Below are 24933 nucleotides of genomic sequence, written 5' to 3'. Positions count from 1 at the left end.
GGCCGGGGCTGCTGTGGATAGCATCGGCGGGATCCCGTCGGCACGCATCGGCGGGACAGCCATGCCTCCCGGCGGGTAGGTTGCCGCCGGAGACACTTCATCGCCGGTACGCGACGACGCGGCCGGCCCGGCCCGCCCGGAGTAGCTTTCGTGACATCGCCCCGCACCACCCTCAGCCTGGTCGACACCGACCCCGCCGAACTCGCCGTCGACGCGATCGTGATCGGCGTGCACAGCCAGACCACCGAGCCGGGCAGCGGCGCAGCCGCCCACGCCCTGCTGCTGGCCACCGGCGGGGAGAGCATCGCCGCCGCGTTCGACGGAAAGCTGACCGAGACGCTGGCCCTGCTCGGCGCGACCGGTGGCCCGGGCGAGGTGATCAAGCTGGCCACGCTGGGCACCGTGACCGCACCGCTGGTCGTGGCCGTCGGCCTCGGCCCGGAGCCCTCGGGCGCCGCTCCGGCCCCGGAGTCGCTGCGCCGGGCCGCCGGTGCGGCGGTGCGGGCGCTGGCCGGCGCCTCGCGCGTCGCCCTGGCCCTGCCGCTGCCCGACGACGCCGACGCCCCGGCCGCGCTGCGCGCGGTCGCCGAGGGCGCGCTGCTGGGCGGCTACCGGTTCGCCGGCTACAAGACCAAGCCGCAGCCGACCCGGCGGGAGCCGGTGGCCGAGGTGCTGGTGGCGGTGCCGGACGCGGCCGACGCGACCGCGCAGGCCGAGGTCGCGCGGGCGCAGGCGGTGGCCGGCGCGGTGCGCACCAGCCGGGACTGGGTGAACACCGCGCCGAACGAGCTGCGTCCCCCGGCGTTCGCCGACGTCGTCTCCGCCGCCGCCCGCGAGGCGGGGCTGGAGGTCGAGGTGCTGGACGAGGCGGCGCTGAAGGCCGGCGGCTACGGCGGCATCCTGGCCGTCGGTCAGGGCTCCGAGGCCCCGCCGCGGCTGGTGAAGCTCACCTACACGCCCGAGGGCGGCGGCAACGGCAAGCGGGTCGCGCTGGTCGGCAAGGGCATCACGTTCGACACCGGCGGCATCTCGATCAAGCCGGCGCAGGGCATGTGGGAGATGAAGTCGGACATGGCCGGCGCGGCGGCGGTCGGCGCTGCCATGCTGGCGGTCGCGGCGCTGAAGCCGTCGGTGACCGTCACCGGCTACCTGCCGATGGCGGAGAACATGCCGTCGGGCACCAGCTACCGGCCGGGCGACGTGATCAGCATGTTCAACGGCAAGAAGGTGGAGGTGCTGAACACCGACGCCGAGGGCCGGATGGTGCTGGCCGACGCGATGGCGCGGGCCTGCGCGGACGGCGCGGACTACCTGTTCGAGACCTCGACGCTGACCGGCGGGCAGGTGATCGCGCTGGGCAAGCGGATCGCCGGCGTGATGGGCACCCCGGAGCTGTGCGAGCGGGTGCGGGTGGCCGGTGACGCGACCGGCGAGCCGGCCTGGCCGATGCCGCTGCCGGACGACGTGCGCAAGGGCATGGAGTCCGACGTCGCGGACATCTCGCAGGTCAACGCCGGGATGGACCGGGCCGGGCACATGCTCCAGGGCGGCGTGTTCCTGCGCGAGTTCGTCACCGACGACGTGGCATGGGCGCACATCGACATCGCCGGTCCGGGCTACCACTCGGGCGAGGCGACCGGTTACTGGACCAAGGGTGGCACCGGCGTGCCGGTGCGTACGCTCGTGCACCTGGTCGAGGACGTCGCCGCCAACGGCTGAAGTTGTCAGGAAGGGCCCCTTCCGCAACGCCTGGCGTTGCGGAAGGGGCCCTTCTCCGCACTTGCGCTCGGACAGCTCAGTACAGCTCGGGGCGGCGCTTGCGGCGCTCGTTGTAGTCGCGCATGCGCTGCGGGTAGCCCATCAGCCGCACGTCGTAGATCGGGATGGCGGTCCGGTGCGCCCAGCGGCGGGCCTCGTCCGGCCCGCCCACCCGCCGCCGCGTCCACTCGCCGTCGTCGGCGATCAGCATGACGGTGGTCTCGGTGACCGTCGTCCGGGGCTCGATGTACGCCTCGACACCCTTGCGGGTCCGGACGAAGTTCTCCAAATGGTCCAGATCGGCGCGGTCGGCGGCGCGGTCGCGGCTCGCCGGGGCCGCCCGCTTGCGTCGTCGGAACAGCCCCACCGAATCCACTCCTCCCCCACGCGTGATCGAAGACGGTGCCAAGGGTACGTGTCACCGACGTGTCGTTGGGCACCTCGGTACGCGCCCGGTCCGTGGTGGTGACAAGATGACCGAGGTGGGGTGTGCCTGTTACTCCGCCGTAACCCCCGATGCAGTGACGCGAACTGGGAGTTGGATGTGAGCGAGCCGAACGACACGACCTTCGACATCGTCATCCTCGGAGGTGGTAGCGGCGGCTACGCGGCGGCGCTGCGTGCCGCCCAGCTGGACCTCTCCGTCGCCCTCATCGAGAAGAGCAAGCTCGGCGGGACCTGCCTGCACAACGGGTGCATCCCGACCAAGGCGCTGCTGCACGCCGCCGAGATCGCCGACCAGACCCGCGAGTCCGAGCAGTTCGGCGTGAAGGCCGAGCTCGTGGGCATCGACATGAAGGCGGTCAACTCGTACAAGGACGGCGTGATCGCCCGCCTGTACAAGGGCTTGCAGGGCCTGGTGGGCGGCAACAAGAAGATCACCTTCGTGGCCGGCGCCGGCAAGCTGGTCGGCAAGAACGTCGTCGAGGTGGACGGCAAGCGCTACACCGGCCGCAACGTGGTGCTCGCCTCCGGCTCGTACGCGAAGACGCTGCCCGGTCTGGACGTCGACGGCGAGCGGATCATCACCAGCGACCACGCGCTCACCATGGACCGCATCCCGTCCTCGGCGATCGTGCTCGGCGGCGGCGTCATCGGCGTCGAGTTCGCCAGCGTCTGGAAGTCCTTCGGCGTGGACGTGACCATCGTCGAGGCGCTGCCCCGGCTGGTCGCCGCCGAGGACGAGGAGTCGTCCAAGGCGCTGGAGCGGGCGTTCCGCAAGCGGAAGATCAACTTCAAGGTCGGCAAGCCGTTCGAGAAGGTCGAGAAGACCGACAAGGGCGTGAAGCTGACCATCTCCGGCGGCGACACGGTCGAGGCCGAGCTGCTGCTCGTCGCCGTGGGCCGCGGCCCGAACACCGCCGGCCTCGGTTACGAGGAGCAGGGCGTCAAGATGGACCGCGGCTACGTGCTGACGGACGAGCGGCTGCGCACCAGCGTGCCGAACATCTACGCGGTCGGCGACATCGTGCCGGGCCTGCAGCTCGCGCACCGCGGCTTCCAGCAGGGCATCTTCGTCGCCGAGGAGATCGCCGGGAAGAACCCGGCCGTGATCGACGAGGCCGGCATCCCGCGCGTCACCTACTGCGACCCGGAGCTGGCGTCGGTCGGCCTGACCGAGGCGAAGGCCAAGGAGCAGTACGGCGCCGACAAGGTCAAGACGTACAACTACCCGCTGGGCGGCAACGGCAAGAGCCAGATCCTCAAGACCACCGGCCACGTCAAGCTGGTCCGGGTGGACGACGGCCCGGTGGTCGGCGTGCACATGGTCGGCGCCCGGGTCGGTGAGCTGATCGGCGAGGCGCAGCTCATCTACAACTGGGAGGCGTACCCGGCCGAGGTGGCGCAGCTCGTGCACGCCCACCCGACGCAGAACGAGGCTCTGGGCGAGGCGCACCTGGCCCTGGCCGGCAAGCCGCTGCACGCGCACAACTGACCACGACAACCGCGGCGTCCGGCGACGGGCGATGATCCCACCAGGGGAACAAAGGAGTCTGGAGAACATGCCGGTATCGGTCACCATGCCCCGGCTCGGCGAGAGCGTCACCGAGGGCACCGTCACGCGCTGGCTCAAGCAGGAGGGTGACACCGTCGAGGTCGACGAGCCCCTGCTGGAGGTGTCGACCGACAAGGTCGACACCGAGATCCCGTCGCCCGCGGCGGGCGTGCTGAGCCGGATCGTGGTCGGCGAGGACGAGACCGCCGAGGTCGGCAGCGAGTTGGCCGTCATCGCCGGTGAGGGCGAGGACGCCGGCGCGGCGCCCACCCAGGAGGCCGAGCCGGCCACCGAGCCGACGGCCGCCGCCGAGGGCACCGGCCCCGAGCCGGAGCAGGCCGAGGAGGCCGAGGAGGCCGCCGCCGAGCCGGACGCCGAGGCCGAGCAGCCGGCCGTCGAGGAGCCCGCCGAGCCCGCCGCGCCGTCCGGTGAGGGCACGCCGGTGACCATGCCGGCCCTGGGCGAGAGCGTCACCGAGGGCACCGTCACCCGCTGGCTCAAGCAGGTCGGCGAGACCGTCGAGGTCGACGAGCCCCTGCTGGAGGTCTCCACCGACAAGGTCGACACCGAGATCCCGTCGCCGGTCGCCGGCACGCTGCAGGAGATCAAGGTCGCCGAGGACGAGACCGCCGACGTCGGCGCCGTGCTGGCGATCGTCGGGGTGGCCGGCGCCGCGCCCGCGAAGGCGGAGCCGAAGCCCGAACCCAAGCCGGAGCCCAAGGCCGAGGCGAAGCCCGAGCCCGAGCCCGAGCCCGAGCCCGAGCCCAAGGCCGAGCCGAAGCCGGAGCCGAAGGTCGAGGAGCCCACCCCGGGCGCGTCCTACAACGAGCCGGCCGCCGAGACGGAGCAGGCCGCGCAGCCGGCCAAGGCCGAGGCGGCGGCCCAGCCGGCCGCGCCGGCCGCCCAGCAGCGCCCGAGCGTCCCGGCCGAGTACGGCGAGGACGCCGCCGGGTACGTGACGCCGCTGGTGCGCAAGCTCGCTGCCGAGCACGGCGTGGACCTGGGCTCGCTCAAGGGCACCGGCGTGGGTGGCCGCATCCGCAAGCAGGACGTGCTGGAGGCGGCCGAGAAGGCGAAGGCTGCCAAGCCGGAGCCGGCTGCGGCCGCGCCGGCCGCCAAGGCCGAGGCCCCGGCCAAGCCGGCCGCCAAGCCGGAGCCGAGCGCCAAGCGGGGCACCACGGAGAAGCTGCCGCGGATCCGGGCCACCATCGCCAAGCGGATGCAGCAGTCGCTGCACGAGACGGCGCAGCTGACCACCGTCGTCGAGGTCGACGTCACCAAGGTCGCCAGGCTGCGGGCGCGGGCCAAGGACTCGTTCCAGGCCAAGCACGGCGTGAAGCTGTCCTTCCTGCCGTTCTTCGCGCTGGCCGCGATCGAGGCGCTCCAGACGTACCCGATCATCCAGGCCAGCATGGACCTGGACGGCGGGACGATCACCTACCCGGCAGCGGAGCACCTGGGTATCGCGGTGGACACCGAGCGCGGGCTGCTCGTGCCGGTCATCCACAACGCCGGTGACCTCAACATGGGCGGCATCGCCAAGCGGATCGCCGACCTGGCCGAGCGCACCCGGGCCAACAAGATCACCCCGGACGAGATGGCCGGGGCGACCTTCACGCTCACCAACACCGGCAGCCGGGGCGCCCTGTTCGACACCCCGATCGTGCCGTCGCCGCAGTCGGCGATGCTCGGCACGGGCGCCGTGGTGAAGCGCCCGGTCGTCGTGAACGACCCGGAGCTGGGTGAGGTCGTCGCGATCCGGTCGATGGTCTACCTGGCCATGTCGTACGACCACCGGCTGATCGACGGCGCCGACGCGGCCCGCTTCCTCACCGCGGTGAAGGAGCGGCTGGAGGGCGGCAACTTCGAGGCCGAGCTGGGTCTGTAGATCCGATACGGCTGAAGGGCGCGCGGCGACACGCCGCGCGCCCTTTCTCGTGCCAGGGCGGACCAGGGCGTGCGCCACCGGCTGGACTGACCGGAATCGGCCCGCGGCCCGGACCCACGCTGACAGACTCGGCCGGTGGGCTCGTACGGGTGGCGGGGACGCCTGGGGCCGGCCGTGCCGGTGGCCCCGGGCGCCCGGGTGGACCGTTTCGAGATCTTCTTCGACCTGGTCTTCGTCTTCTCGTTCTTCATCATCACCCGGGCCACCGCGCTCCAGGTGACCGGCGGGGCGCTGCTGCACGCGCTGCTGGTCCTCGCCGTGCTCTGGTGGTCGTGGGTGGTGCACAGCGTGGTCGCCACCCGGGTACGCCTCGGCGAGGGCTTCGTCCCGGTGCTCATGACAGTCGGCATGGCCGCGCTGTTCACGTTCGCGCTGTCACTGCCGAACGCGTTCCGCGACCCGCACGGCAACGCGGCCGGGCCGATGGTCGCGGCGCTCAGCTACACCGTCCTGCGGGTGGTGCACCTCCTGCTCTACCGGCACGCCGTCCGGGACAGCCCGAACGAGCGCCGGCAGCTGATCCGGTTCGCCCCGGAGCTGATCGGCAGCACCGCGCTGCTGCTGATCGCCGCACTGCTGCCGCCGCGGATCGACGACCTGTTCTCGGCGGCCGTGCTCCGGGACGTGCTGTGGGGCGCTGCCATCCTGCTCCAGTACGGCACCGGCATCCTCGCCGGCACCTGGGGCTGGGGCGTCGCGTCGGCCGAACACTGGACCGAGCGGTACGACCTCATCCTGATCATCGCGCTGGGCGAGTCGGTCATCTCGGTGGGCGTGGGCAGCAACCTGCGCGGGCAGCCGCCCACCTGGCCGGCCGTGACGGCGTCGGTGCTCGGCATCTTCTTCACCGCCGCGCTCTGGTGGGCGCACTACGACATGGTCGGGCCGGCCGCCCGGATCGCGTTGCACGCCGCGCAGGACGGCCCTCGGGTGGCGATGGCCCGGGACGCGTACGCGTACCTGTTCCTGCCGATGATCGCGGGCATCATCCTGTTCGCGCTCGGCGCCGAGACGATCGTGCACGGGATCGCCGACCCGAACGTGCCGCCCGGCGAGCCGGCGCACGGTCCCGGCGTGCCACTGCTGTTCGGCGGCGTCATCTGCTACCTCTGCGGCAACATGCTGTTCCAGCTCCGTACCCTGCACACGCTGAGCTGGACCCGGGTCGGCACGGCGTTGCTGCTCGGCGTGACCATCCCGGCCGCGGAACGGGTGCCGGGACTGGTCGCGCTGGGCATGCTGACCGCCGTCACCGTGGGCATGGTGGCCGTCGAGGTGATCGTCTTCGCCGAGGGCCGGCACGCGCTGCGGAGGCTGGTGTTCGAGGAACGCGCCAGCCACGAGGCGCACGAGGCGGCCTGGCGGGCCCGATGGCACGAGCCACCGGAGGACCGCGACGAGAACGGGTGAACCACGCGCCCGCGACGACCGCACAGGGCGCCGAGGGTTCGGCCGTCGGCAGAATCGGCGCGTGCGGGGTGGCCCACCGCCGCGCACGCGCCGATGCTGGGCCGATGGCGACCTTCTCCGTGCAGTCCCAGCCCACCGACGCGGCGAGCTGGACCGAGCTGGCCCGAACCGTCGAGGCCGCCGGTTTCGACGCGTTGTTCGCCGCCGACCACCCCGGCGACTGCGCGTCGCCGTTCGTCGCGCTGGCCGCCGCGGCGGCGGTGACCAGCACGCTGGGCCTCGGCTCGTACGTCTCGAACGCCGCCGTCCGGGAGCCGATCCTGCTCGCCGCCGACGTCGCCACCCTGGACGTGGTCTCCGGCGGGCGGGCCCGGCTCGGTATCGGCGCGGGCCACACCCCGGCCGAGTGGCGGGCCGTCGGGCGCGAGCGCCCCGGCGTCGCCGGCCGGGTCCGCCGCTGCGTCGCGGTGGCCGAGACGGTACGGGCGCTGCTGGCCGGCGACGAGGTCACTGTGGACACCGAGGAGCTGAGCGCGTACGCGGCCCGCCTCAAGGAGCCCCGGCCGGTCCAGGACCGCGTCCCGCTGACGGTGGGCACCGCCAACTCGACGCTGCTGCGCTGGGCCGGGGCGCACGCCGACGTGGTGGGCCTGACCGGTTTCGGCCGTACCCTGCCCGACGGCCACCAGCACGAGGTCAGGTGGCGGGCCGACCAGATCGAGGCGCAGCTCGCGCACGTGGCGGCCGGAGCGGCCGGCCGGGAGACGCCGCCGGTCCTGGAGGCGCTGGTCCAGCACGTCGCCGTCACCGACGACGCCGAGGCGGCCGCCGCCGTGACGGCCGCCGAGACCGGACTCACTCCGGCGGAGGTGCTGGCCACCCCGTTCGTGCTCGTCGGCACCGCCGACGAGATCGTCGCCGCGGTGGCCGGGCACAAACGCCGCTGGGGCGTCACCCGCTTCGTGGTACGTGCCGGGGCCGTCGACGCGCTCGCCCCGCTCCTGCCCCGGCTGGCGGGAAAAGAGCTGGACTTCGAGCACGCTCGACAGTGAACACTGTGCCCATGACGACGACACGACGGCTGGGCCGCAGCGGCATCGAGGTCAGCGCGATCGGGATGGGCTGCTGGGCGATCGGCGGGCCCCTCTGGGACGGCAGCCAACCGCTCGGCTGGGGCGAGGTGGACGACGACGAGTCGGTACGCACCGTCCACCGGGCTCTCGACCTGGGCGCGACGCTCTTCGACACCTCCAGCAACTACGGCGCGGGGCACAGCGAGCGGGTGCTCGGGCGCGCGCTCGCCGGCCGCCGGGAGCGGGCGGTCATCGCCACCAAGTTCGGCTACCCCACCGACGAGGAGACCCGCCAGGCGCTCGGTGAGGACGCCACAGCCGAATACCCGCGCCGCAGCCTGGAGGGCTCGCTGCGCCGGCTCGGCACCGAGCACGTCGACCTCTACCAGCTCCACCTGGGCGGCCTGCCGGTGCCGCGGGCACTGGACCTCGTCGGCACGCTGGAGGACCTGGTGACCGAAGGCAAGATCCGGGCGTACGGGTGGAGCACCGACGACCCCGCCTCGGCGCGCGCCTTCGCCGGGGCGGGAGCGCACTGCGCGGCGATCCAGCACGACCAGTCGGTGCTGCGGGACAACGCCGCCATGCTCGCGGTGTGCGCGGAGTTCGACCTGGCCAGCCTCAACCGGGGGCCGCTGGCGATGGGCCTGCTCACCGCGAAGTACCAGGACGCGCCGGCCGCCCGGGGCGGCGACGACGTGCGCGGCGTGGCGCCGGAGTGGCTGGACTGGTTCTCCGGTGGCGTACCCCGCGCCGAGTGGGCGCAGCGGGTGGCCCGGGTCCGCGAGGCGCTGACCGCCGACGGCCGGACCCTCGCCCAGGGCGCGCTCGGCTGGCTGCTCGCCCGCAGCCCGCACACGCTGCCGATCCCCGGCTGCCGGACTGTGGCGCAGGCCGAGGAGAACCTGGGCGCGCTGGCGTACGGGCCGCTGCCGCAGGACGCGTTCGCCGAGGTGGAACGCCTGCTCGCCGACCTGCGCACCGTCCCGGCCGGCGCCTGACCGGCTCGGCCGCACGGCCACCGGCCGACTGATGCGCGGCGTCGGCCGGTACGCAAGCGGCCGGCGTGACGAGTGAGTGATTTCGCTCAAGGCATCCGAATCCCGCTCCGTACTCGAAGATGTGAACATGCGGATCCTCATGGCCGGCGTGTCCGGCTTCCTCGGCACCCGACTGGTCGACTGCCTCACCGCGGACGGCCACCAGGTCACCCGCCTGGTCCGCCGCCCACCGCGCACGCCCGCCGAGCGGCGGTGGAACCCGTCCGCCGCGCAACTGGACCCGCAGTGCGTCGCCGGGGCCGACGCGGTGGTGAACCTGGCCGGCGCGGGGGTGGGCGACAAGCGCTGGAACGACGACTACCGGAGGGTGATCCGGACCAGCCGGGTGGACAGCACCACCACACTCGCCATCACGATCGCCGGCCTGCCCGCCGCCGACCGGCCCGCGGTGCTGCTGAACTCCTCCGCCGTCGGCTGGTACGGCGACACCGGCGACCGGACGGTCACCGAGGAGACGCCGGCCGGTGACGGGTTCCTCGCCGACGTCTGCCGGGTCTGGGAGGCCGCGACCCGCCCGGCCGAGGATGCCGGCGTACGGGTGGTCCGCCTGCGTACCGGACTGCCGCTGCACCGCGACGGCGGCCTGCTCAAGCCACAGCTCCTGCCGTTCCGGCTCGGCGTCGGCGGCAAGCTGGGCAACGGGCGGCAGTGGCTGCCGTGGATCTCGATGCGGGACTGGCTCGACGCCGCGACGTTCCTGCTGAACCGCGACGACGTGGCCGGCCCGGTGAACGTGGTCGGCCCGGCACCGGTGACGAACGCCGAGTTCACCCGGGAACTGGCCGCTCAACTGCACCGCCCGGCGGTCATGCCGATCCCGGCGCTGGCACTGAAGGTCGCGCTCGGCGGCTTCGCGCAGGAGGCGCTGACCAGCACGCGGGTGCTGCCGGGCGTGCTCGACCGGGCCGGCTTCCGCTGGACGCACCCGGACCTGCCGGGCGCGCTGCGCGCCGCCCTCACCGGCTGACCGGGAGGGCGGCGCGGCGGTTCAGCAGCCGATCACCCAGTACGCGGGCCCGGTCTGCTTGAGCGTGCTCGTGTAGAAGGTGTTGTAGAGGCCCATCCGCTGCCCGCTGCCGAGCGCGTACGCGTACCCGCCGGACTGGTAGGCCCGCCCGGCCACGACGTGCGCGTAGTTGCTCGCGGTGACACAGACCGGCGCGCTGGTCGGCGTGGGCGAGGCGGTCGGCGAGGGCGAGGCGGTCGGCGAGGGCGAGGCGGTCGGCGAGGGCGAGGCGGTCGCCGTCGGGGTCGGGCTCGGCGAGGCGCCGCCACCGCCGAGCCCGAAGAAGACCGCGTCCCGGTACGTCGAACAGATGGTGTCCAGGAAGTACGCCCCGGCGGTGCCGCACTGGTCCGCGCCCGTGCCCGGGTCGACGGGGGTGCCGTGGCCCATCCCGGAGACCCGGTAGAGGCGTACCTGGTCGGCGCCGTAGACCTCCAGGCTCGTGCCGGCCGGCAGCGTGGAGGTGCTGGTGGGCGTCGTCGGCGCACCCAGAACGTTGGTCCACTGGTCCCGCGACTCGGCGGCGTTCGCGGTCGCGACAGTGGTGTCGCTGGTGCCGTGCCAGATCGCCACCCGGGGGCGCTTGCCGGTGTAGCCGGCGTACGCGCCGCGGACCAGGTCGCCCCACTGCGCCGGGGTCTTGTCCACGCCCGGGCTCATGCAGCTGAACGCGGTGACGGTGCTGGTGGCGCAGCGGTACGGGACGCCGGCGATGATCGAGCCGGCGGCGAAGACGTCCGGGTAGGCGGCGAGCATGGCCGCGCTCATCGCGCCACCGGCGGAGAGGCCGCTGACGTAGACCCGCGCGGCGTCGGTGCCGTAGTTGGTCTTCGCGTAGTCGACCATCTGCTTGATCGACAGCGCCTCGCCCTGGCCGCGCGCGGTGTCGCCGGTCTCGAACCAGTTGAAGCAGGAGTTGGCGTTGTTGCCGCTGGGCTGCTGCGGCGCGATGAGCGTGAACTTCCACTGGTCGGCGTACTTCTGCCAGCCGGAGTTGGCCACGTAGGTGGAGGCGTTCTGCACGCAGCCGTGCAGCAGCACCACGGCGGGCGCGCCGGCGGGCAGGCCGTCCGGGCGGTACGCGTACATGGCCAGGTTGCCGGGGTTGGAGCCGAAACCGGTGACCTGGGTGAGCGTGGCGGCCTGGGCCGGAAGGGCGGCGACCAGCGCGGTGGCCGCGGCCAGCACGACTCCGGCCGCCGCCCCGGCGACGCGGGCGATGAGGGATGAGGAGCGGGGCACGGGACCTCCCGATCGTGGAATGTGAACTGAGTCACCTCCGGATTGCCGCGACGTTACGGCCGCGTTTCGTCACACCGGTATGGCCGCCGCTCACACATTCACGACCACCAAAGTGTGCGGGTGAGTTCCGCGTCCGGGCGGTCTGCCCAGGTCCGGTTGGTAACGTCCGCTGCGTGCCCTCCTCCCCGTCCCCGGCCACCGGCCCGGCGCCGACGCGCGTCCGCGACCGGCGTGCCGACCTGCTGGTCACGCTCGCCGCGCTTGCCCTGGCCCTCTGGGTGACGAGTGGCATGTGGCGGGATCCGAACAGCCGCGCCATCACCGTCAACTCCAGCGACCAGGCGCTGTTCGAGTGGCTGCTGGCGTTCGGCGGGCACGCGCTGACCCACGGACAGAACCCGCTGTACACCACGCTCATCAACGTCCCGGACGGGGTGAACCTCGCGGTCAACACCTCGATCACCGTGTACGCGGCGGTCTTCGCGCCGCTGACGTACCTGATCGGGCCGCCCGCGACGTTCCTGGTGATCCTCACGCTCAACCTGGCCGCGACGGCGGTTGCCTGGTACTGGCTGCTCAGCCGCCACCTGGTACGCAGCCGGCTGGCCGCCGCGGTGGGCGCGCTGTTCATCGCCTTCTGCCCGGCTATGGTGTCGCACGCCAACGCACACCTGAACTGGACCGCCGGATGGCTGGTGCCGCTGCTGATCTGGGGCGTGTTCCGGCTGCGCCGGCCCGGCCGGGCGGTCACCGGCGGAATCGTGCTGGGTCTGCTGGTGGCGGCCGCGTTCTCGATCGCCGCCGAAGGGCTGTTCTTCACCGCGCTGGCGCTCGGCGTGTTCCTCGCGGTCTGGGCGCTGCACCCGGTCCGCCGGTCCGAGGTACGCGCCGCGCTGCCCCGGATGGCCGCCGGGCTGGGCGTGACGGCGCTCGTCGCGGGGGCGCTGCTGGCGTACCCGCTCTGGTTGCACTTCCTCGGGCCGCAGCGGTTCCACGGCACCGGCTTCGACCCGCTGATCCACTCCGAGGACATCGCCGCGTACGGGTCGTTCCCGCGCCGGTCGCTCGCCGGCTGGGCCGGGTGGGGCACCTCGCTGGCGCCCAACCCGACCGAGGAGAACTCGTTCTTCGGCGTACCGCTGCTCCTGCTCGCCCTGGCCTGCTTCGCGCTGCTGTGGCGGCGTGCGGACCGCGCGTTCCGGGCCACGCTCGCCGCGCTCGGCGTGACGGCTGTGGTCTTCGCGGTGCTGTCGTGGGGCCCTTCGGTCAAGTGGAACGGACGCCGCTTCGACCAGACGCTGCCGTTCGGGGTGCTGGACAACCTGCCGGTGATCAACGCGGCGCTGCCGTCCCGGCTGGCGCTCGTGGTCGCGCCGGTGATCGGCCTGCTGCTGGCGTACGCGATCGACTCGCTGCGCGCCCGCCCGCTCCGGCACCGGTCGACCGGGTTCGCCTGGGCGCTCGGCTTCGTCGCCGCGCTGCTGCCGCTGGTGCCGACCCCGCTGCTGACCAGCATCCGGGAACCGATCCCGGCGTTCATCACCACCGGCGCCTGGCAGCGCTACGTCCCGCCCGACGGGGTGCTCACCCCGCTGCCGCTGACCGTCGACGTCTACCCGGACGGGCAGCGCTGGCAGGCGTACGCCCTGGCCCACCGGCAGGGCGAGTTCCGGATCCCGTCCGGGTTCTTCCTCGGACCGGGCGGCCCGGAGGGCCGGGGCCGGATCGGCCCGGTGCCACGCACCTTCGACTCGCTGATGGACCAGGCCGGCCGGACCGGGCTCGTGCCGATCATCACCGACGGCAGCATCCGCGAGTCCCGGGCGGACCTGCGCTACTGGGGCGTCCAGGCGGTCGTGCTGCCCGACCGGGTGCACGGCGCCAAGTTCGACGTCGACGAGGAGGCGCTGCGGCGCACCGCCACCGAGTTGCTGGGTCCGCCCGAGCGGGTGGAGGACGTCTGGCTGTGGCGGGTGCCGGACTGACCGCCGCCTCGGCCCGATCGCGACGAGGCTCACGGGTCCGGTTCCCGGACGGCGGGACTAGGCTGGACGGGTGAGCGTGACGACTTCCGGGTTGACCGCCGTCCGCGCCGGCCTGCTCGACTACCGGGCCGCCTGGGACGAGCAGCGCCGGCTGCACGAGGCGGTGGTGGCCGGCGAGCAGGGCGACACCGTGCTGCTGCTGGAGCACCCCAGCGTCTACACCGCCGGCAAGCGCACCGAACCGTGGGACCGGCCGATGGACGGCACCCCGGTGGTGGACGTGGACCGCGGCGGGAAGATCACCTGGCACGGCCCGGGGCAGCTCGTCGGCTACCCGATCGTCCGGCTGCCCGACCCGGTCGACGTGGTCGCGTACGTCCGCCGCACCGAGCAGCTGCTGATCGACGTCTGCGCCGAGTTCGGGCTGGCCGCCGGCCGGGTCGAGGGCCGCAGCGGCGTGTGGGTGCCGGAGGACGACAAGGGCCCGGCCCGCAAGGTGGCCGCTATCGGCATCCGGGTGGCCCGCGGCGTCACGCTGCACGGCTTCTCCATCAACTGCGACTGTGACCTGGGCTTCTTCGACCGGATCGTGCCCTGCGGCATCCGCGACGCCGGGGTCACCTCGCTGACCGCCGAGCTGGGCCGGCCGATCACCGTCGCCGACGTGCTGCCGGTGGTCGAGCGGCACCTGCCGACGCTGACCCGGGTCTGAGCCGGGTGCGGCTCGACCTGGTCACGCTCGTCGTGGCCGAGTACGACCCCGCCGTCGCGTTCTTCACCGAGGTGCTCGGGTTCGAGCTGGCCGAGGACACGCCCTCGCTGACAAACGACGGCCGGCCCAAGCGCTGGGTGGTGGTACGCCCGCCCGGCGGCGGCACCGGCCTGCTGCTGGCCCGCGCCGACGGCGAGCACCAGGCCGGCGCGGTGGGCGACCAGACCCACGGCCGGGTGGGTTTCTTCCTCCGGGTCGACGACTTCGAGGCGGTGTACCGCCGGATGGTCGACGCGGGCGTCGAGTTCGTCCGGCCACCCCGCACCGAGCCGTACGGCCGGGTCGCGGTCTTCCGGGACATCGCCGGCAACCCCTGGGACCTGCTCGGCCCGGCCTGACTGCTCCCCTGGCCCCGAGCATCCCCTCGACACGCGTGCCGACGGGCCCGGATCGCCGCCCGCCCGGCCCACCCACGAGCGGTCACCGTGAGTGACACTCCCGAGCCGAGGCTTACACCCCTCCGCGGACTTTGCTCTGCAGCCGCATACGCGACGGTAACTACCGGTCGATCGTTGCGTCCACGGCTGCAGAGCAAAGGGCACAGACACCCATCCCTCCCTCGGGGAGACCGTTCGCCATTACCCCTGCTCAGAGCAATCCGCCACCGACAAGGGCACCCAACCGGCCCGAACGCATCATCACGGAGCGTCACTTCGACGCGACACAGCCTTCCCTCACTCTCCGTGGCTGGCCTCCGCAGCCGTCAGGGCGTGAGGCGGTGCAGGTCGCGCGGGAAGGCGGTCACCTCCCGGACGTTCGCCGCGCCGGTGAGCCGGGCGACGAACCGCTCCAGCCCGATCGCGAAGCCGCCGTGCGGCGGCATGCCGTGCCAGAACGCGTCCACGTACCCGGCGTACGGCTCGACCGGCTCGCCCCGCGCCGCCAGCGCGGCCAGGTAGTCGGCGTGCCGGTGCAGCCGCTGCCCGCCGGTGACCAGCTCCACGCCCCGGAACAGCAGGTCGAAACCGTTCGAGTACACGGGCCGGGCCGGGTCCGGATGGGTGTAGAAGGGACGCTTCGCCATCGGGTACCCGGTGACGAAGAGGAAGTCGCTGCCGTGCTCGCGGAGCGCCCACTCCCCCAGCGCCCGCTCGTGCGCCGGCGCCAGGTCGGGTTCGTCGGCCGGCGCCCCGGCGATCTTCAGCGCATCGGTGAAGTGCACCGCCGGGATCTCGGCCGGCACCGACGGCACCGTCACGCCGATCGTGGCCAGCGCGCCACCGGCCCGGTCGGCGACGGTGTCGACCATGCCGGTCAAGGTGCTCCGCAGCACCGTCATCACGTCCCGGTGGTCGGTTACGAACCCCAGCTCGACGTCGAGCGACGTGTACTGGGCCAGGTGGCGCACCGTGTCGTGCGGCTCGGCGCGGAACACCGGTCCCACCTCGTAGACCCGCTCGAAGACGCCGACCATGAGCTGCTTGTAGAACTGCGGCGACTGGGCCAGGTAGGCGGGCCGCCCGAACCAGTCGAGCGCGAACACGTTCGCCCCGCTCTCGGTGGACGAGGCGACCACCTTCGGCGTGTGCACCTCGACGAAGCCCTGCCCGTCGAGCGTGGCCCGGAAGCCGGCCACGGCCGCCGCTGAGATCCGCAGCGCGGCGGACCGGACCGGGTGCCGCAGCGCGACCGGCGCGTGGTCGAGCTGGGTGGGCAGGGTGGCGGTGAGCGCCGGCCGGTACAGGTCGAACGGGGGCGGGACGGCGGGCGGCCCGAGCGGACGTACCGTCGGCTCGACGACCTCGACCCCGGCGGGCGCGGTGGGGTTCGCGACCACAGTGCCGACGACCTCGACGACCGTCTCCTCGGTGAGCGCCTCGACCTGCTCGCGCACGACGGGCGCGGCGACGACCACCTGGGCGAGCCCGGCGGCGTCCCGGAGGATCAGGAAGGCCACCGACTTGAGCAGCCGGCGACGGTGGACCCAGCCGGCGAGCCGCACTGTGGCACCCACATGGGCGGAAATCTGGTTGGACAGGATGCGTTGCACGACGACTACCTCCTTGACCAATCGCAACGCGATCCCCAGGGAGGTGTGGGCGAGCGGGAACCTCGCGGTGCCACCACACCTTCGCCCCCGACTGCGCGGGAGCCTCGTTCGTCGCCTTTTCACCGGGGCCGGCCGGGCGGGCTCTACTGGGCGCGGGGCGCCGTTCTTCCCACAGCTCGGGAGGGTCTTCGCGGACCGGCGCCAGACCGCCTCACAGCAACCGGCGGCTCTCTGTACTCGCGGATCGGTCCGTTACTCGGCTCCGTCACAGCTCTGCCCGGCACGCTAGCACCGCGCACGCCTCGCTGTGACCGGGTTTTTTCGCCCCTGGTGTCCGGTGTCACAGCGATTCCGGCGTGACGGCCGTCGCCTGCCGTTCATCGACCGGCGCCGACCGGCGTACGCTCGGTTTTGTGACGATCGAGCAATCCGCGCCGACGACTGAGCAGCCAGCGCGCACCGCGGCTGTCGCCCCCGAGGGGCGGCGGATGCTGCGGATCGAGGCGCGCAACGCCGAGACGCCGATCGAGCGCAAGCCGCCGTGGATCAAGGTGAAGGCCAAGATGGGCCCGGAGTACACCCAGTTGCGCGGGCTCGTCTCGCGCGAAGGGCTGCACACGGTGTGCCAGGAGGCCGGCTGCCCCAACATCTACGAGTGCTGGGAGGACCGGGAGGCCACCTTCCTCATCGGTGGTGACCAGTGCACCCGGCGCTGCGACTTCTGCCAGATCGACACCGGCAAGCCGGCCGAGTTCGACGCCGACGAGCCGCGGCGCGTCGCCGAGTCGGTAGCGGCGATGGGCCTGCGGTACGCGACCATCACCGGTGTCGCCCGCGACGACCTGCCCGACGGCGGCGCCTGGCTCTACGCCGAGACGGTCCGGCAGATCCACGCGCTGCAGTCCGGCTGCGGTGTCGAGCTGCTGATCCCCGACTTCAACGCCGTGCCCGAGCAGCTCGCCGAGGTCTTCGGCTCGCGGCCCGAGGTGCTGGCGCACAACGTGGAGACGGTGCCGCGCATCTTCAAGCGGATCCGCCCGGCCTTCCGCTACGAGCGTTCGCTGGACGTGATCCGCCAGGCGCGGGCCGACGGCCTGGTCACCAAGAGCAACCTGATCCTGGGCATGGGCGAGGAGCGCGCCGAGGTGTCCCAGGCGCTGCGCGACCTGCACGAGGCAGGCTGCGAGCTGATCACCATCACGCAGTACCTGCGCCCCTCCCCCCGGCACCACCCGGTGACCCGCTGGGTCAAGCCGGAGGAGTTCGTCGAGCTGCGCGAGGAGGCCGAGGAGATCGGCTTCGCGGGCGTGATGAGCGGTCCGCTGGTCCGCTCGTCGTACCGCGCGGGCCGGCTCTACCAGCAGGCGCTCACCGCCCGCGAGCAGGTCGCCGTCGCCGGCTGAGGCCGGCCGGTCACCGCGTCACCCACCGCCGGCCGCGCGCCGGATGCCATGATCACAGGCATGAGCGCCCGGGTACGCGAGGAGCCACGCGAAGTCGTGCGCCCTCGTACGCCCCGGCGGTTGCCGTCGCCGACGCTGCTCGCGGTGCTCGTCGGGTTCGTCGCTGTGGGCTACCGGCTGGCGTTGCTGTTCACCGACGCGCCGCCCACCAACAGCGACGAGGCGACGATGGGGCTGGCCGCCCTGCACATCGCCCGCGGTGACGGCTTCCCGGTGTGGTTCTACGGCCAGGCGTACATGGGCACGCTGGAGGCGTACCTGGCCGCGCCACTGGTCGCGCTCGCCGGACCGTCGGTGCTCGTGCTGCGGCTGCCCACGCTCGCGCTGTACGCGTTGTTCCTGCTGCTGTCCTGGCGGCTGGCCCGGCGACTCGGCGGTGACCGCTGGTACGCCCTGCTGGTCGTCGCCGTGCTGGCGCTCGGCTCCGACCGCGTGGTGAAGAACCAGCTCATCGCCGGTGGCGGCTACCCGGAGCTGAACCCGGCCGGCGCCGCGCTGGCGCTGCTGACGGTCGGGCTCTGCGTGACCGGGGTGGGCGCGCGGCTGCCCCGCTGGTCGGCCTGGGGCCTGATCTCCGGGGTGCTGCTCTGGGTGGACCCGCTGATCCTGCCGTACGTGCTGACGCTCGGCGCGCTACTCATGGCGTGGCGGTGGCGGGAACTGGCCGGACGGGCCGGGCTGGTGCTGGCCGGCGCGCTGCTGCTGGGCACGGCCCCGATGCTCGCCGACAGCATCCGGCACGGCCGCAACCCGGTGACGGCGGTGCTGGCCGCGGGTGGCACCGGCACGCCCGCGGACTGGGCGGACCGGCTGCACGGCGCGCTGGTCCTCGGGCCGCCACTGGCGATGGGCTTCTGCTCACCCGGCCGGTGCGCCACCTGGCAGCTCTGGTGGGCCGTCGCGTTCCCGGTGCTGCTGGTGCTCGCCGCGCTCGCCGCGTGGCACACGCTCCGTCGTGCTCCCGGCGGTCCGCGCTCGGTGGAGCGGGTGTCGGCCGGGGTGCGGCTGGCGCTGCTCGGCGGCGCGGCGGGGATCCTCGCCGCGTACGCGGTGAGCAACGCGGCCGGGCAGACGCCGATCGAGAGCAGCCGCTACCTGTCGTGCCTGGCGGTCGCCGTCCCCGCCCTGCTCTGGCCCCTGTGGCAGGCCGCCCGCCCGCTCGCCGCCCGCCGGCTGACCCACCGCGCTGACCGACGGCGCGGGATGGCCCGGGTGGCGGGGGCCGGGGCGCTGGCGGTGCTCGCGGGCGTGCTCGGCACCGGCGCGGCGGCCACCGTGGACGTGGTCCGCACCGCGCCCGACGTGCACGCCGAGGCCGACCGGCACCGGTCGCTCGTGGACACGCTGGGCGCGCTCGACGTCCGGCACGTACGCGGCGGCTACTGGACGTGCAACCGGCTCACCTACGCGACGGGCGAGAACGTGCTCTGTGCCGTGGTCGACGACGACCTGAGCCCCGGTTTCGACCGGCTGCCCGCGTACCGGCGGGAAGTGGCGGCCGACCCGGACGCGGCGTGGGTGGCGACGGCCGACTCACCGCTGGCCGCGCGGCTGGACCAGCGCGTCGGCGCCGCACCGGGCACGCTCGACGTGGTCACCGTGCCCGGCTGGCGGATCTACCTGCCTCGCCGCTGAGCAGGCCGAGGCGGTGGGCCAGCGCGGCGGCCTCCACCCGGTTGGTCACGTCGAGCTTGGCGATGATCCGGGACACGTGCACGCTCGCCGTCTTCGGCGAGATGAACAGCCGCTCGGCGATCCGGCTGTTGCTGTGCCCCTCGGCGACCAGCCGCAGCACCTCCTGCTCCCGGCTGGTCAGCAGGTCCGGACCCGGTCGCCCGGTGCCGCGCAGCCCGACCCGGCGGGCCAGCGTCGCCGCCTGCTCGCGCAGCGGGGTGGCGCCCAGCCGGGCGGCCAGCTCGGCCGTCTCCCGGACCGTGGCGGCCACCTCGTCGCGCTCGCCCGCCGCCGCTGCCACCTCGCCCAGCCCGAGCAGCGCCCGGCCCAGCGGGTACGGCTGCCCGGCGGTACGCCACGCCGCCACCGCAGCCCGCCACCTGGTGAGCGCGTCGGCGGGACCGGAGGGCGCCGTACCGCCGAGGATCGCGGCGACGTGGGCGGCGTGGGCGTGCTCGGCCGGGTGCCGGGCGGGCAGCGCGGCGGCCACCGCCGACACCTCGGCGGCGAGCGTCGCGTCCCCGGTCAGCGCGGCGACACGCGCCACCGCGTTGAGCACCGGCCAGCCCTCGCGGGGCAGGTCCGCCAGGTGCGCGTCGGCCAGGGCGGCGCGCGCCGCGCGTACCGCCTCCGGCTTGTCGTCGGCGGCGAGCGCGGCCTCCACACGCAGCTCGTGCAGCGGCAGCCGGTGGTTCGGCCAGAGGTACGGCCGGCCCAGGAACGCCAGCGCCCGCCCGACGACCTCGTCGGCGGCGGGATGGGCGCGGGCCAGGTGGAGCCCGGCGCGCAGTTGCAGCCAGTGCAGCCCGGAGACGCCGGGCGGGTCGATCCGGGCCGCCTCGGCGCAGGTGGCGTCCGCCTCGTCCCAGCGGCCCAGCGCGATCAGCGCCTCGGCCCGGTTCGACAGCAGGTACGCCCCGATCGAGCGGCTGATGCCGACCCGGCGCGCCTCGCTCACCCCGGCCGCGGCGGCCTGTTCCGACTCGTCGTAGCGGCCCAGTTCGTAGAGCACGTCGGAGAGGAAGACCAGCGCGCTGACCAGGGCCCACGAGTCACCGGCAGCGCGGGCCCGCGCCTCGACCCGGCGCAGCTCCGCCAGCCCGCGCTCCGGGGTGCCGTCGAGGCGGTGCAGCAGGGCGATCCGGGTGGGCAGCAGCACCAGGTCGGTGCCGACCTCGGACGCGCCGGCCGCGGCCTCGGCGGCGACCGAGGCGGCCTCGCGCGGGTCGACCTTCATCAGGTGCGACGCGATGTCGGCGAGCACGCCGAACCGTTCCGGGCCGTCGGGGGCGGCGGCCGCCAGCCGGTACGCCTCGCGCAGCTCGGTCGCGCCGTCACTCTTGCCGAGCAGCGCGAACAGCCGGCCCCGGTGGTCGAGCAGGCGGGCGGCGCGCAGCGGTTCGGCGTCGGAGTCGACCTCGGCCAGCGCGGCCCGGGTGAGCGTGAGCGCCCGGCTGAGGTCACCGGCGGTGACCGCCGCGGTCAGCGTGTCCTCCAGCAGGCGCAGGTGGTCCATGCCGAGCCGGTCGGCGGCGTCCGGCACCTGCTCCCACAGTTCGAGGACGCGCTCCAGCAGGCGGCTCTGCTCGGCGTACGCGTACCGTTCTTCCGCCGCCTCGGCGGCGACCCGGGCGGCGGTGAGCGCGCGAGGGTGGTCGTGCGCCGCGTACCAGTGGTGGGCGATCTCGGCCGGCGCGCGACCGGCGGCGACCAGGTGCGGTTGGGCCTCGATCGCGGCGGCGTAGCGGGCGTGCAGCCGCGCGTGCTCGCCGGGCAGCAGGTCGTCGTGCACCGCCTCGCGGACCAGCGCGTGCCGGAACTCGTAGTCGCCGTCCGGGTCGGCCACCACGAGCTGCCCGGCGACGGCGGCGCGCAGCGCGTCCTCCAGTTCGGCTTCGGGCAGGCCGGCCACCTCGGCGAGGAGCTGGTGAGCGAAGCGGGTGCCCCCGGCGGCGGCGATCCGCAGCACCCGCTGGGCCGGCTCGGGCAGCCGGTCGACGCGCGCCAGCAGCAGATCGCGCAACGTCTCCGGGATGGCCGCGCAGCCGACCGGGCCACCGGCGGCGGCCAGCTCCTCGATGAAGAACGGGTTCCCCTGGGTGCGTTCGTGCACGTCGTCCACGGTCCGGGCGTACTGCTCGACGCCCAGCAGGTCGGCCAGTACGGCGGCGGTGCCGTCCCGGTCGAGGCGGCCCAGGTCGATCCGGTCCACGCCGCGGACCCGGTCCAGTTCGGCGAGGAACGGCCGCAGCGGGTGCCCCCGGTGCAGCTCGTCGGTGCGGTACGTGCAGACGACCAGCAGGCGGGTGGCGCGGGCGGCCCGCACCAGGAAGCCGATCAGATCGCGGGTGGACCGGTCGGCCCAGTGCAGGTCCTCGATCACCAGCACCAGCGGGCGTTCCTCGGCGAGCCGTCGGAACAGCTCGGCGACCAGGTCGAACAGGTAGCCGCGCGGGGTGTCGGCGAGGGCCGGTCCGGCGGGCGCGGCGACGGCCGCCGGCATCCGGGCCAGTTCCGGCAGCAGCCGGGCGAACTCCGCCTCGTAGCCGGCGAAGGCGGCCGGCCCGTCGTGGCGCAGCACGTCGCGCAGCGCGGCGGCGAACGGGGCGAACGGCAGGCCGGCCTCGCCCAGTTCCAGGCACTGGCCGACCAGCAGCCGCGCGCCGGCCGCGTCCACCTGGGTGCCGAACTCCTCCAGCAGCCGGGTCTTGCCGACGCCCGCCTCGCCCCCGACGAGCACCGTCGTCGGCTCGCCGGACCGGGACCGGGCCAGCGCGTCGCCGAGCGCGGCCAGCTCGGGCCGGCGGCCGACGAGGACGGTGCTGGCGGCGCGTACGGTCACGTCGTCGAGCATGCCACGGCCCTCCGACGGCCCGACCGGCCCGATCGGGCCGTGCGACGTCGCCGGTCCGGCCGCGCCCACGAACCCGGTCACGGCCGCCGGTGCGGTCACCGGCGGGCGTCGGTGGTGCGGGCGTGGTGCTGGCGGCGGCCGAGCCATCCGCGCGGGTGCCGGCGCGGCAGCGACCGGGCGAGCCGGTCCTGGGCGGCGTCGGCCTGCAACTCGGCGGCGTGGCTGCGGTGGATGCTGAGGATGAGGTCTGCGTCGTTGCCGAACATCTCGAATCTCCCTGTCGTGCGGTGTCGTTCCCTGTCGAGATCGACTCTCCGCGCGAAGGTGCCCCCGGTGCATGGGTACGCCGCCTGATCTTCGCCCGCCCGGCCTCCTTACCGGCGGGCCGATTCGGGCCGCCGCGGCGGTAAGGTACTCAGCCCTCGGCGCAGGGGGCGGCCACGGATCAACGGGGTGCGCGCCGACCACTAGACTCTGCGGTATGGCAAAGCCCCAGGAGAAGGTCTCGTTCGGCCAGCGGCTGAAGCAGATCGGGATGGTGTTCCGGTTCACCGCCAAGCAGGACAAGTGGTTCGCGCCGCTGACGGCGGCGGCGGTGCTGATCCCGCTCGCGCTCACCGTGGTCGCGGTGATCGCCTGGGGCTGGATCTGGTTGCCGATCGGCATCCTGCTCGCCCTGCTGGCCGTGCTGATCGTGCTCAACCTGCGCTCGAACAAGGCGATGATGAACGCCGCCGAGGGGCAGCCGGGCGCGGCGGCGCAGATCATGGAGAGCATGCGTGGCGACTGGCGGGTCACCCCGGCGGTCAGCTCCACCACCCAGATGGACATGGTGCACCTGGTGGTGGGCCGGCAGGGCGTGATCCTGCTGGCCGAGGGCAACCCGCAGCGCGTACGCGGCCTGCTCGGCCAGGAGAAGCGCCGCCTGGCGAAGGTGATCGGCACCGCTCCCCTGCACGACTACGTGATCGGTCAGGGCGAGGGTGAGCTGCCGGTCCGCAAGCTGCGGATGACGCTGATGCGGCTGCCCCGCGCCCTGTCCCCGAAGGACGTCAACGCGCTCGACAAGCGGCTCAAGGCGCTGACCGCGCGACCGCAGATGCCCAAGGGCGCGGTCCCGAAGAACATGCGGCCGGCGCGCGGCGCGTTCCGGCAGACCCGGGGTCGCTGACGTCCGGTGTACGCGCCAAGGAGCCGGTCCCCGTGCGGGGCCGGCTCCTTCGTCGTGCGGGTCAGCGGCGCGGGGCGTCGGTGACGACCGACCCGGCGAGCCGGTCGTGCAGGCCGCGCCGGTGCTCGTCCATGAGCAGGGCCGGCACGACCAGGGCCAGCAGGAAGCCGCGCAGCAGTCCCCGGAGCACCCCGATCCGGCCGCCGTCGGCCCAGGAGACGCAGCGCAGCCGGGTCAGGTACATGCCGGGGGTCTGGGCGAACAGGCCGATGAAGAAGCCGTACTCCAGGATCAGCACCAGGACCGGCGGCCAGCCGTCGCGGACCGGGTCGGAGAAGGCCCGGGCGACCATCAGGCACAGCACCCAGTCGATGATCAGGGCGCCGAAGCGGCGGCCGAGGCTGGGCGGGGTGAAGGCGGGGTCGGTGGCGGGCGGCACCCGTGTGGCGGCGGTATCGGTCACAGCGGCCAGGGTAACGCCGCCTCGACCGTCGACGAAAATTCCGACATTCCGCACCTGAGAGCGCTAGGATGACGCTCCGCAAGCGACGTAACACGGCGGAAACAGACGGGACACGGCAGGGCAACCCCTCGGCCATAGCGTCGCCAGTAGTTAGCTACCGGAGTGAACCTGCCAGGAGGACGTGTGTTCGCCAATTCCGAGGAACTCCTGCGATACCTCGCCAACGAGGACGTGAAGTTCGTCGACGTACGTTTCTGTGACCTGCCCGGCGTGATGCAGCACTTCAACCTGCCGGTCGAGTCGTTCGACGACAGCGTGTTCACCGACGGCCTCGCCTTCGACGGCTCCTCGATCCGCGGGTTCCAGGCCATCCACGAGTCCGACATGCTGCTGCTGCCGGACGTCGCCACCGCGTTCATCGACCCGTTCCGGGCGCAGAAGACCCTCGCGCTGAACTTCTTCATCCACGACCCGTTCACCCGCGAGGCCTACTCCCGCGACCCCCGCAACGTCGCCAAGAAGGCCGAGGCCTACCTCGCCGCCAGCGGCATCGCGGACACCGCGTACTTCGGCGCCGAGGCGGAGTTCTACATCTTCGACTCCATCCGCCACGAGACCTCCGCGCACCAGTCGTTCTACTACATCGACTCGATCGAGGGCGCCTGGAACACCGGCCGGATCGAAGAGGGCGGCAACCGCGGCTACAAGACCGCCTACAAGGGCGGCTACTTCCCCGTGCCGCCGGTCGACCACTACGCCGACCTGCGCGACCGGATCGTGCGTCGCCTCGTCGACGGCGGCTTCACCGTCGAGCGCTCGCACCACGAGGTCGGCACCGCGGGCCAGTCGGAGATCAACTACAAGTTCTCGACGCTGCTGCACGCCGCCGACCAGCTCCAGATGTTCAAGTACATCGTCAAGAACGAGACCTGGGCCGCCGGCAAGACCGCGACGTTCATGCCCAAGCCGCTGTTCGGCGACAACGGCTCCGGCATGCACACCCACCAGAGCCTCTGGCGCGGCGGCGAACCGCTGTTCTACGACGAGACCGGCTACGCCGGCCTGTC

The 24933-nt window shown here is 73.5% G+C and carries 20 protein-coding genes; 14 read left to right on the top strand and 6 right to left on the bottom strand.

The genetic code is table 11. The features are described 5' to 3' along the window. Positions 1-150 precede the first annotated feature (150 nt). Positions 151-1719, top strand: a complete 1569-nt coding sequence (locus tag ACFYO8_RS14460; RefSeq protein WP_354869872.1) for a leucyl aminopeptidase — start codon at positions 151-153, stop codon at positions 1717-1719. 76 nt (positions 1720-1795) lie between these two features. On the opposite strand, the gene ACFYO8_RS14455 is transcribed toward ACFYO8_RS14460, so the two are convergent. After that, complete coding sequence (locus tag ACFYO8_RS14455; protein ID WP_354869870.1) at positions 1796-2125, bottom strand: hypothetical protein; 330 nt, start codon at positions 2123-2125, stop codon at positions 1796-1798. A 177-nt stretch (positions 2126-2302) separates the two neighbouring features. Here ACFYO8_RS14455 and lpdA point away from each other — a divergent pair, with 177 nt between their 5' ends. From lpdA to ACFYO8_RS14425, 6 genes are all read left to right on the top strand, one after another. Then, positions 2303-3694: a dihydrolipoyl dehydrogenase gene (gene lpdA, locus ACFYO8_RS14450; protein ID WP_354869868.1), complete on the top strand. Its 1392-nt coding sequence runs from the start codon at positions 2303-2305 to the stop codon at positions 3692-3694. A gap of 67 nt (positions 3695-3761) precedes the next feature. Further along, positions 3762-5642 carry a 2-oxoglutarate dehydrogenase, E2 component, dihydrolipoamide succinyltransferase gene (sucB, locus tag ACFYO8_RS14445; protein ID WP_354869865.1) on the top strand — a complete coding sequence of 627 codons (1881 nt, stop codon included), beginning with the start codon at positions 3762-3764 and terminating at the stop codon, positions 5640-5642. 135 nt (positions 5643-5777) lie between these two features. After that, complete coding sequence (locus ACFYO8_RS14440; protein WP_355047462.1) at positions 5778-7112, top strand: low temperature requirement protein A; 1335 nt, start codon at positions 5778-5780, stop codon at positions 7110-7112. A 104-nt stretch (positions 7113-7216) separates the two neighbouring features. Further along, positions 7217-8164, top strand: coding sequence for an LLM class flavin-dependent oxidoreductase (locus tag ACFYO8_RS14435; RefSeq protein WP_355047463.1), 948 nt, complete (start codon positions 7217-7219; stop codon positions 8162-8164). Between the two features lie 11 nt (positions 8165-8175). Then, a complete protein-coding gene (locus tag ACFYO8_RS14430) occupies positions 8176-9186 on the top strand; it encodes an aldo/keto reductase (protein ID WP_355015295.1) in 1011 nt (336 codons plus the stop codon). 127 nt (positions 9187-9313) lie between these two features. Next, positions 9314-10213, top strand: a complete 900-nt coding sequence (locus ACFYO8_RS14425) for a TIGR01777 family oxidoreductase (protein WP_354869854.1) — start codon at positions 9314-9316, stop codon at positions 10211-10213. A gap of 21 nt (positions 10214-10234) precedes the next feature. Here ACFYO8_RS14425 and ACFYO8_RS14420 read toward each other — a convergent pair whose 3' ends face one another. Next, the gene (locus ACFYO8_RS14420) at positions 10235-11494 is read right to left on the bottom strand and encodes a PHB depolymerase family esterase (RefSeq protein ID WP_387257259.1); all 1260 of its coding nucleotides are present in this window, start codon (positions 11492-11494) and stop codon (positions 10235-10237) included. A gap of 173 nt (positions 11495-11667) precedes the next feature. Here ACFYO8_RS14420 and ACFYO8_RS14415 point away from each other — a divergent pair, with 173 nt between their 5' ends. The 3 genes from ACFYO8_RS14415 to ACFYO8_RS14405 all read left to right on the top strand — a co-directional run bounded on the left by ACFYO8_RS14415 (position 11668) and on the right by ACFYO8_RS14405 (position 14589). Then, complete coding sequence (locus ACFYO8_RS14415; protein WP_357708935.1) at positions 11668-13479, top strand: DUF2079 domain-containing protein; 1812 nt, start codon at positions 11668-11670, stop codon at positions 13477-13479. Positions 13480-13549: 70 nt separating this feature from the next. Continuing rightward, positions 13550-14191 carry a lipoyl(octanoyl) transferase LipB gene (lipB, locus tag ACFYO8_RS14410; RefSeq protein ID WP_354869846.1) on the top strand — a complete coding sequence of 214 codons (642 nt, stop codon included), beginning with the start codon at positions 13550-13552 and terminating at the stop codon, positions 14189-14191. Positions 14192-14196: 5 nt separating this feature from the next. Continuing rightward, entirely contained in the window at positions 14197-14589 is a 393-nt protein-coding gene (locus ACFYO8_RS14405; protein WP_354869844.1) for a VOC family protein, read from the top strand. A 365-nt stretch (positions 14590-14954) separates the two neighbouring features. Here ACFYO8_RS14405 and aspS read toward each other — a convergent pair whose 3' ends face one another. Then, positions 14955-16241 carry an aspartate--tRNA(Asn) ligase gene (aspS, locus tag ACFYO8_RS14400; RefSeq protein WP_354869841.1) on the bottom strand — a complete coding sequence of 429 codons (1287 nt, stop codon included), beginning with the start codon at positions 16239-16241 and terminating at the stop codon, positions 14955-14957. A 356-nt stretch (positions 16242-16597) separates the two neighbouring features. On the opposite strand from aspS, the gene lipA reads away from it, so the two are divergent. Both lipA and ACFYO8_RS14390 read left to right on the top strand, forming a co-directional pair. Beyond that, positions 16598-17644, top strand: a complete 1047-nt coding sequence (gene lipA, locus ACFYO8_RS14395; protein ID WP_354869839.1) for a lipoyl synthase — start codon at positions 16598-16600, stop codon at positions 17642-17644. Between the two features lie 60 nt (positions 17645-17704). Continuing rightward, positions 17705-19339: a DUF423 domain-containing protein gene (locus ACFYO8_RS14390; protein WP_357708929.1), complete on the top strand. Its 1635-nt coding sequence runs from the start codon at positions 17705-17707 to the stop codon at positions 19337-19339. On the opposite strand, the gene ACFYO8_RS14385 is transcribed toward ACFYO8_RS14390, so the two are convergent. Together ACFYO8_RS14385 and ACFYO8_RS14380 are read right to left on the bottom strand one after the other, a co-directional pair. Beyond that, complete coding sequence (locus tag ACFYO8_RS14385; RefSeq protein WP_354869834.1) at positions 19299-22331, bottom strand: AAA family ATPase; 3033 nt, start codon at positions 22329-22331, stop codon at positions 19299-19301. The two genes, ACFYO8_RS14390 and ACFYO8_RS14385, sit on opposite strands and share 41 nt — an antisense overlap. Beyond that, positions 22328-22498, bottom strand: a complete 171-nt coding sequence (locus ACFYO8_RS14380; protein WP_354869832.1) for a hypothetical protein — start codon at positions 22496-22498, stop codon at positions 22328-22330. Before ACFYO8_RS14380 ends, ACFYO8_RS14385 begins: the two co-directional genes overlap by 4 nt. Before the next feature lie 215 nt (positions 22499-22713). On the opposite strand from ACFYO8_RS14380, the gene ACFYO8_RS14375 reads away from it, so the two are divergent. After that, positions 22714-23403, top strand: a complete 690-nt coding sequence (locus ACFYO8_RS14375; RefSeq protein WP_354869830.1) for a DUF4191 domain-containing protein — start codon at positions 22714-22716, stop codon at positions 23401-23403. A gap of 61 nt (positions 23404-23464) precedes the next feature. Here ACFYO8_RS14375 and ACFYO8_RS14370 read toward each other — a convergent pair whose 3' ends face one another. Beyond that, positions 23465-23866 carry an RDD family protein gene (locus ACFYO8_RS14370; protein WP_387188779.1) on the bottom strand — a complete coding sequence of 134 codons (402 nt, stop codon included), beginning with the start codon at positions 23864-23866 and terminating at the stop codon, positions 23465-23467. A gap of 183 nt (positions 23867-24049) precedes the next feature. Between ACFYO8_RS14370 and ACFYO8_RS14365 the strand changes: the two genes are divergently transcribed. After that, positions 24050-24933, top strand: an 884-nt coding sequence (locus tag ACFYO8_RS14365; protein WP_387257258.1) for a glutamine synthetase beta-grasp domain-containing protein, incomplete at its 3' end; no start/stop codon positions are given.

The sequence above is a fragment of the Micromonospora sp. NPDC005257 genome (genome assembly GCF_042872445.1).
GTDB lineage: Bacteria > Actinomycetota > Actinomycetes > Mycobacteriales > Micromonosporaceae > Micromonospora.
The sequence above is the reverse complement of the archived record's forward strand: the minus strand, read 5'-3'. Positions and strand labels throughout refer to the sequence as shown.